Source organism: Desulfurivibrio nitratireducens, assembly GCF_044068515.1.
Classification (GTDB): Bacteria; Desulfobacterota; Desulfobulbia; order Desulfobulbales; family Desulfurivibrionaceae; genus Desulfurivibrio.
Genome location: NZ_JBIPKI010000070.1, coordinates 1 through 6,517 on the forward strand (window position 1 = coordinate 1; position 6,517 = coordinate 6,517).

The window sequence follows — 6,517 nt, forward strand, 5'->3', positions numbered from 1 at the left end:
GTGCCCCGGCTGGTGACGGCGTCGGGAAAGAGGGCCACCCCGTCTGCCACCAGGGTGCAGTTTTTCACTTCCAGGTAGGTCTGCCGGCCGGGGCCGTAAGCAAGCAGAAAATCGAGCCGGCTGCGGGGCGAAACCCGGACCTCGGCCCGGATCGCCGCCGGCGGGGGCAGCTCCTTGATCACCCCGGCGGCCAGAGCCTCGCGGACCAGGGCGTTGGTCCGGGCGGTGTTGATCCCCACCCAGACGCCATGGATTTGCACCAGCTCCCAGGTATAGGGGTACTTGCGGCGGGGATTGGCCGCCCGGGCAAGCAGCACCGGGCTGCCCGGCTCCCGGCAGCCCAGCATGCTGCCGGAATTGGGGCAATGGACGGTGATCGGCTCGCCATCCGCCAGTTCCACGTCGGCCAGAAAGCGCTGGTAACGGCGGATCAGCCGGCCGGCCAGCAGGGGTTGATCAAAGCGCATAACCACCTACCGGGATCGTTGGGCAGGAAAAGGGCAAGGGAAGGGAGCAAGCAGCGTTCATGGCAAGATCAGGGGTAAGCTCCGGGCTGCCGGCCGGCCGGGCCGGATAGCTGGACCGGCCGGTTATGGGGGCCGGTTATTTGGGATCGAGGCCGCCGGGGCCGTCCTTGTAGTTGCGCCAGCTCTTCTCCTCGCCCCGCAGCAGGCGGGAGATGTTGTCCCGGTGCTTGAACCAGATCAGCAGGGCGCAAAAGACGGCCAGGAGAAATTCCGGCCCCACCGTCTGCCAGGCCGCCGCCAGCTCCGCCCCCGGTTCCTCCACCGCGCCGGGGTTGTAAAGCAGCCAGATCAGGCCCGGCATCAAAAGGGCGGCGCTCAAGGAGGCCAGCGAAACAAAGCCCCAGTTGAGCAGAACCACGATGAAAACCAGGATCGCCCCCAGGGCTGCCCAGGGGGTCAGGAAGAGAAAAACCCCCAGGGCGGTGGCCACCCCCTTGCCGCCCTTAAAGCCCAGGTAGAGGGGAAAGAGATGGCCGAGGAAGGCGGCCCCCCCGCAGAGCACCACCACCAGGTCCTTAAACTCGTCGCCGGCCAGCAGCCCGCCGGCCAGCAACATCGGGACCACGGCCTTGAGCATGTCGGCGGCCAGGGTGGCCAGGCCCAGCTTCTTGCCCAGCAGCCGGCCGACGTTGGTGGCCCCGATATTGCCGCTGCCGTCCCGGCGCACGTCCACCCCCGCCAGCTTGCCGAACAGGAGGCCGAAGGGCACCGAGCCCAGCAGATAGGCGCCGACTATCAAACTTGCATAAGTAACCATGGTCATTATCGAACAGACTTGCTGAAGTCTTTAATCCTCGGGAAAGCGAAAAAATCTGTTATCAGCCGAGCGAAATAATATGATACCCTTGGGCAAGGGATTACTCCCTGACCGCAATCAATCCGCAAGATAGCATGTTTATACCGCCCTGCCCCCTTTTTTACAACCCGGCTCCTCCTCCGGGCAAGGGGGCCGGGGGCGGTTGCGGCCACCCCGGGAGGAAAAAATGGAACACCGGAAATTTCTCGGCGAAGCCATCGCCCTGGCGGAAGAAATGATGACCCGCAAGGAAGGGGGGCCCTTCGGCGCCCTGGTGGTGCGGGAAGGGACCGTGCTCGGCCGGGGCTGGAACCGGGTCACCTCCGCCCTGGACCCCAGCGCCCATGCCGAAATCGAGGCGATCCGGGCCGCCTGCCGCCATCTCGGCGATTTCCGCCTGGAAAACTGCATCCTCTACGTCAACTGCGAACCCTGCCCCATGTGCCTGGCCGCCGCCTACTGGGCCGGGATCAAAAGCGTTTATTACGCCGCCGATCGCCACGACGCCGCGGCCATCGGCTTCGCCGACCAGCATATCTACGATGAGCTGGCCCGGCCCCCGGGGGCCCGGAGCCTGCCCCTGCACCGGCTGGAGCATCCCGCCGCCCTGGCGCTCTTTGCCAAATGGCAGGCCATGCCGGACAAGATTCCTTATTAAAAAATAAAAAAATCACTTCCGTTGATCTAAGTCAAGGTGGCAAACGCCGGCGCCCACTATGCTGGCGGCAACAGTGATGATAAACACGGCCCGGGGCAAGGGGCTTCCGGCCGGCCTTATTGGCATTATTAATTAATTGAACGGAGGATGGATTATGTTTTGTTACCAGTGCGAACAGACGGCCAAGGGTAAAGCCTGCACGGTTCTGGGAGTCTGCGGCAAGAAGCCGGAGGTCGCGGCTCTGCAGGATCTGCTCATTCACGCTTTGCAGGGACTCTCCCTGGTGGCGGTGGAAGGCCGCAAGGTCAATGTGGTGGACGAGGAAGTCAACATCTTCACCTGCGAGGCGGTTTTCTCCACCCTGACCAACGTCGATTTCGACCCCGAGCGCTTTGCCGCCATGATCCGCCGGACCGTGGCCCTGCGCGACGACCTGGCCAAGCGGGTCAGGGCCGCCGGCGGCGAGACCGCTTTCACCGCCGCCGCCTATACCTTCACTCCCGCCTCCGACCTGGAAGGGATGGTCAAGCAGGGCGAAGCGGTGGAAGTACACCCCGATCCCGCCGAGAACCCCGACATCCAGTCCCTCAAGCACACCCTGCTCTTCGGGATCAAGGGGGTGGCCGCCTACGCCGATCACGCCAAGATCCTGGGCCAGAGCGACGACAAGGTTTACGCCTTCATCCAGGAGAGCCTGGTCAACATCCTCCGCCAGGACCTGGGCCTGCAGGACTGGGTCGGCCTGGTTCTCAAGTGCGGCGAGACCAACCTGCGGGCCATGGAGCTGCTCGATGCCGGCAACACCGGCCGTTACGGCCACCCGGTGCCCACCACCGTGCCCCTGGGCGCCAAGAAGGGCAAGGCGATCCTGATTTCCGGCCATGATCTCAAGGACCTCGAGATGCTGCTGGAGCAGACCAAGAACAAGGGCATCAACATTTACACCCACGGGGAAATGCTGCCCACCCACGGTTATCCCGAGCTGAAGAAGCATCCCCACTTCTACGGCCATTTCGGCACCGCCTGGCAGAACCAGCACAAGGAATTCGCCGAGTTTCCCGGCGCCGTCCTGATGACCACCAACTGCCTGCAGAAGCCGGCCGAGGTTTACAAGGACAGCATCTTCACCACCGGCCTGGTGGGCTGGCCCGACGTGGCCCACATCGAGGACAAAGGCTGCCCCACCCTCTTTGACAAGGTCAAGAGCGCGGTGGGCCTGGGCGTGGCCGGCCAAGGCAAGGATTTCGGTCCGGTGATCGAGAAGGCTTTGGCCATGCCCGGTTTCAGCGAGGACTCCGACAAGGGCACGGTCATGGTCGGTTTTGCCCGCAACGCGGTGATGGGAGTGGCCGGCCAGGTCATCGAGGCGGTCAAGAACAAGGACATCCGCCACTTCTTCCTGGTGGCCGGCTGCGACGGCGCCAAGCCGGGCCGCAACTACTACACCGAGTTCGTCGAGAAGGTGCCCCGGGACTGCGTGGTCATGACCCTGGCCTGCGGCAAGTTCCGCTTCTTCGACAAGCAGCTCGGCGACATCGGCGGCATTCCCCGCCTGCTGGACGTCGGTCAGTGCAACGATGCCTACTCGGCGATCCAGATCGCGGTGGCCCTGGCCAACGCCTTCGAGTGCGAGGTCAACGACCTGCCCCTGAGCCTGGTGCTCTCCTGGTACGAGCAGAAGGCGGTGGCGATTCTTTTGACCCTGCTCCACCTGGGGATCAAGGACATCCGCCTGGGACCGAGCCTGCCGGCCTTCATTACCCCCAACGTGCTCAACGTGCTGGTGGAGAACTTCGACATCAAGCCGATCAGCACCCCGGATGAGGATCTCAAGGCCATTTTAGGGTGATTTTTAGCAGCTTAATTTAACCACGGAGGACACAGAGAGCACGGAGCGGCCCCGGCCCGATGTGCTGTTTAGGCCAAAACTCCTCTCTGCGTTCTCTGTGTTCTCTGTGGTTATAAAAATGGTCGAAGTCGCAATAATTGCGATAATTTTTCCAAGTTAACAAGGAATAAGGAAGTTCAATAAAGATGCAATGCCCCGGCCAGGACAGCCGTTATTGGACCGGCAGCGCGGTTTTTGAAACCTCCTGCGAGAAGTGCGGCGCCGCCCTCGAATTCTTCAAGGATGACTCCACCCGGGTCTGCAAGAAATGCGGCCACCGGATGCTCAATCCCCAGATCGATTTCGGCTGCGCCTCCTACTGTCCTTACGCGGAACAGTGCCTGGGCCAACTGCCGCCGGAGCTGCTCAAAAAGAAACAGGAAGAGCTGGTGGAAAAGGTGGCGGCGGCGGCAAAAAAGCTTTACGGAACCGATTTCGCCCGCATCGGCCATGCCGGCCGGGTGGCCCGGCACGCCGCCGAGCTGGCGGCGGCCGCCGAGGGAGCCAACCCGGCGGTGGTAAGGATCGCCGCCTACCTCCATGATCTTTACCAACCGGAACTGGAACCGGCGGCGGCCACCGGGCCGATCCGGGAACTGCTGGCCGAACTCGCCGCCAACCCCGGCCTGGTGGAGGAAGTCTGCGCCGCCGTGGCCCATCTGCACCAACCCGGCCCCGAGGCCGGCATCAACCTGACCATTCTGACCGCGGCCCATCAACGGGCCCGGCAAGCCGGGGAATAGACCCGGTCCAAGTTGTCGTTCACCATCCCCCCGCCGGGCCTTGCGCCCGCGGAAAACCAAGCGCCGCGCCCGGAGGCCCATCAGGCCCGGCCCGGCAACGGAGCCAAGCTATGAAAGTATTACGTAAAATAATTGAAATCGACGAAGCGTTGTGCGACGGCTGCGGCCAGTGCGTGCCCGGCTGCGCCGAGGGCGCCCTGCAAATCATCGACGGCAAGGCCCGCCTGATCGCCGAGAAATACTGCGATGGCCTGGGCGCCTGCCTGGGCGAATGCCCCACCGGGGCCCTGCAGGTGGTGGAACGGGAAGCCGACGACTTCGATGAAGAGGCGGTGGAAGAATTGCTGGCCGCCCAGAAGGCCCAGGCCGCCGCCCCGGCGGCGGAGGCCCCGGCGATGGCCTGCGGCTGCGCCTCCTCCCATATCCAGAGCTTCGGCCCGGCCCTGACTCCCTGCCAGGCCGCCAACCAGCCCCGGTCCATGGGCTCGGGCGGTCCGGCTGCCGCAGGCCTCTCGCCCTATGCGGCCGATCCCGCCCCGGCAGACCAGTCGGCCCTGACCCACTGGCCCATCCAGATTCGCCTGGTGCCCCCGGTGGCTCCCTTCCTTAAAGGCGCCGACCTGCTGGTGGCCGCCGATTGTGTGCCGGCATCCTACCCCGGCTTCAACAGGGAACTGCTGCCGGGCAAGGTGCTGCTGCTGGGCTGCCCCAAGTTCGACGATGCCGAGTCCTACGTGGCCAAGTTCGCCGAGATTTTTCAAGTGGCCGGTATCAAGAGCGTCACCATCGCCATCATGGAAGTCCCCTGCTGCGGCTCCATGCGGGGCATCATTCAAGCCGCCCAGCGGCGGGCCGGCACCAGCATCCCGGTGGAGGAAGTGGTGATCGGGGTCCGCGGCAACCGGCACTGAGCCCCCGCCGGCCCCCGGTTAAAGGTATTGGCATTTCCCTGCATCTTGCGTTATAGTTGCGCGTTTTAAGTCGTGAATTCTCACGGGGTGGCTCGCCCCGTGAGAATTTGCTTTTTCTGGAACCGCAACCCGGAGGATGGGATGAACCGCGTCTTTTCCCTTTGCCGGCGGCCCCGGCCCCGGTTTTTCCATTGCTGCCTGCTGGCCCTGCTGGCCCTGCCCCTGTTGGCGGCGGGCTGCTCCCGGGACGGCGGCGGCCCCATCACCACCCTGCCCCAGTTTTCCCTGGCCGCCGCCGCCGACGGCAGCCCCATCAACAGCCGCGACTTCAAAGGCCAGGCCCTGATCGTCAACTTCTTCGCCACCTGGTGCCAGCCCTGCCGCCAGGAGGTGCCCAGCCTGATCGCCCTGCAGAACAAGTACGGCGAGGGCAATTTTTCCGTGCTGGGCATCGCGGTGGAACAGAACGACCGGGCGATAAGGAACTTCATGTCCGAGCTGGGGATCAACTACCCGGTGGCCATGAGCGCCCCCGACACCCCCAAAACCTTCGGCGGGGTCTTCGGCATTCCCGCCACCTTCCTCATCGACCGCCAGGGCAACATGATCCGGCGTTTCGACGGCCACGTGGATATCCAGGTCCTGGAGCACGAACTCCAGGCCATTCTTTAGCGGCAAAGGATCAGCTCACCATGCAAGAAGCCCCACTTTCCCCGGCGGCGGCCAAGATACTGGCCCGACTGCGGCGCCAGTACCAGGTTGAGTTCAACCCCTACAAGCTCCGCGGCCACCAACTGCAACTGCTCCAGGTCGGCGACCTGGAAAGCGTGCTGGGCGGCAAGGACCCCTTCAGCGATATCAGCGGCTTTCCCTTCTGGATCAAGGTCTGGGAAGCGGCCCTGGTCCTGGCCGATTTCATGGCCGCCCAACCGCCCGAACCCGCCGGCCGGGTCCTCGAACTGGGCGCCGGCCTGGGCCCATGGAACAGATTCCG

Annotated in this window: 7 protein-coding genes and 1 pseudogene; 6 read left to right on the top strand and 2 right to left on the bottom strand. The window is 64.1% G+C overall.

Translation table 11 applies throughout. The features are described 5' to 3' along the window. Positions 1 to 467: DNA/RNA nuclease SfsA (sfsA, locus tag ACHHTY_RS11510; RefSeq protein ID WP_395494307.1), on the bottom strand; the 467-nt coding region annotated here is incomplete at its 3' end. A 136-nt stretch (positions 468 to 603) separates the two neighbouring features. Beyond that, positions 604 to 1,284 carry a glycerol-3-phosphate 1-O-acyltransferase PlsY gene (gene plsY, locus ACHHTY_RS11515; protein ID WP_395494308.1) on the bottom strand — a complete coding sequence of 227 codons (681 nt, stop codon included), beginning with the start codon at positions 1,282 to 1,284 and terminating at the stop codon, positions 604 to 606. A 226-nt stretch (positions 1,285 to 1,510) separates the two neighbouring features. On the opposite strand from plsY, the gene ACHHTY_RS11520 reads away from it, so the two are divergent. The 6 genes and pseudogenes from ACHHTY_RS11520 to ACHHTY_RS11545 form a co-directional block, all read left to right on the top strand. Continuing rightward, positions 1,511 to 1,981: a nucleoside deaminase gene (locus tag ACHHTY_RS11520; protein ID WP_395494309.1), complete on the top strand. Its 471-nt coding sequence runs from the start codon at positions 1,511 to 1,513 to the stop codon at positions 1,979 to 1,981. A gap of 154 nt (positions 1,982 to 2,135) precedes the next feature. Next, positions 2,136 to 3,830 carry a hydroxylamine reductase gene (hcp, locus tag ACHHTY_RS11525; protein ID WP_395494310.1) on the top strand — a complete coding sequence of 565 codons (1,695 nt, stop codon included), beginning with the start codon at positions 2,136 to 2,138 and terminating at the stop codon, positions 3,828 to 3,830. A 185-nt stretch (positions 3,831 to 4,015) separates the two neighbouring features. Continuing rightward, positions 4,016 to 4,612, top strand: a complete 597-nt coding sequence (locus ACHHTY_RS11530; RefSeq protein WP_395494311.1) for an HD domain-containing protein — start codon at positions 4,016 to 4,018, stop codon at positions 4,610 to 4,612. Positions 4,613 to 4,722: 110 nt separating this feature from the next. Further along, complete coding sequence (locus ACHHTY_RS11535) at positions 4,723 to 5,523, top strand: ATP-binding protein (RefSeq protein WP_395494313.1); 801 nt, start codon at positions 4,723 to 4,725, stop codon at positions 5,521 to 5,523. Between the two features lie 141 nt (positions 5,524 to 5,664). Next, positions 5,665 to 6,195, top strand: a complete 531-nt coding sequence (locus tag ACHHTY_RS11540) for a TlpA family protein disulfide reductase (RefSeq protein WP_395494314.1) — start codon at positions 5,665 to 5,667, stop codon at positions 6,193 to 6,195. Positions 6,196 to 6,215: 20 nt separating this feature from the next. Next, positions 6,216 to 6,517 (top strand): annotated as a pseudogene (locus ACHHTY_RS11545) (methyltransferase); the annotation flags it as partial.

Bases quoted from the DNA above. Each gene is read 5' to 3' on its own strand.
- plsY (WP_395494308.1), bottom strand. From the start codon at position 1,284: ATGGTTACTTATGCAAGTTTGATAGTCGGCGCCTATCTGCTGGGCTCG.
- ACHHTY_RS11520 (WP_395494309.1), top strand. From the start codon at position 1,511: ATGGAACACCGGAAATTTCTCGGCGAAGCCATCGCCCTGGCGGAAGAA.
- hcp (WP_395494310.1), top strand. From the start codon at position 2,136: ATGTTTTGTTACCAGTGCGAACAGACGGCCAAGGGTAAAGCCTGCACG.
- ACHHTY_RS11530 (WP_395494311.1), top strand. From the start codon at position 4,016: ATGCAATGCCCCGGCCAGGACAGCCGTTATTGGACCGGCAGCGCGGTT.
- ACHHTY_RS11535 (WP_395494313.1), top strand. From the start codon at position 4,723: ATGAAAGTATTACGTAAAATAATTGAAATCGACGAAGCGTTGTGCGAC.
- ACHHTY_RS11540 (WP_395494314.1), top strand. From the start codon at position 5,665: ATGAACCGCGTCTTTTCCCTTTGCCGGCGGCCCCGGCCCCGGTTTTTC.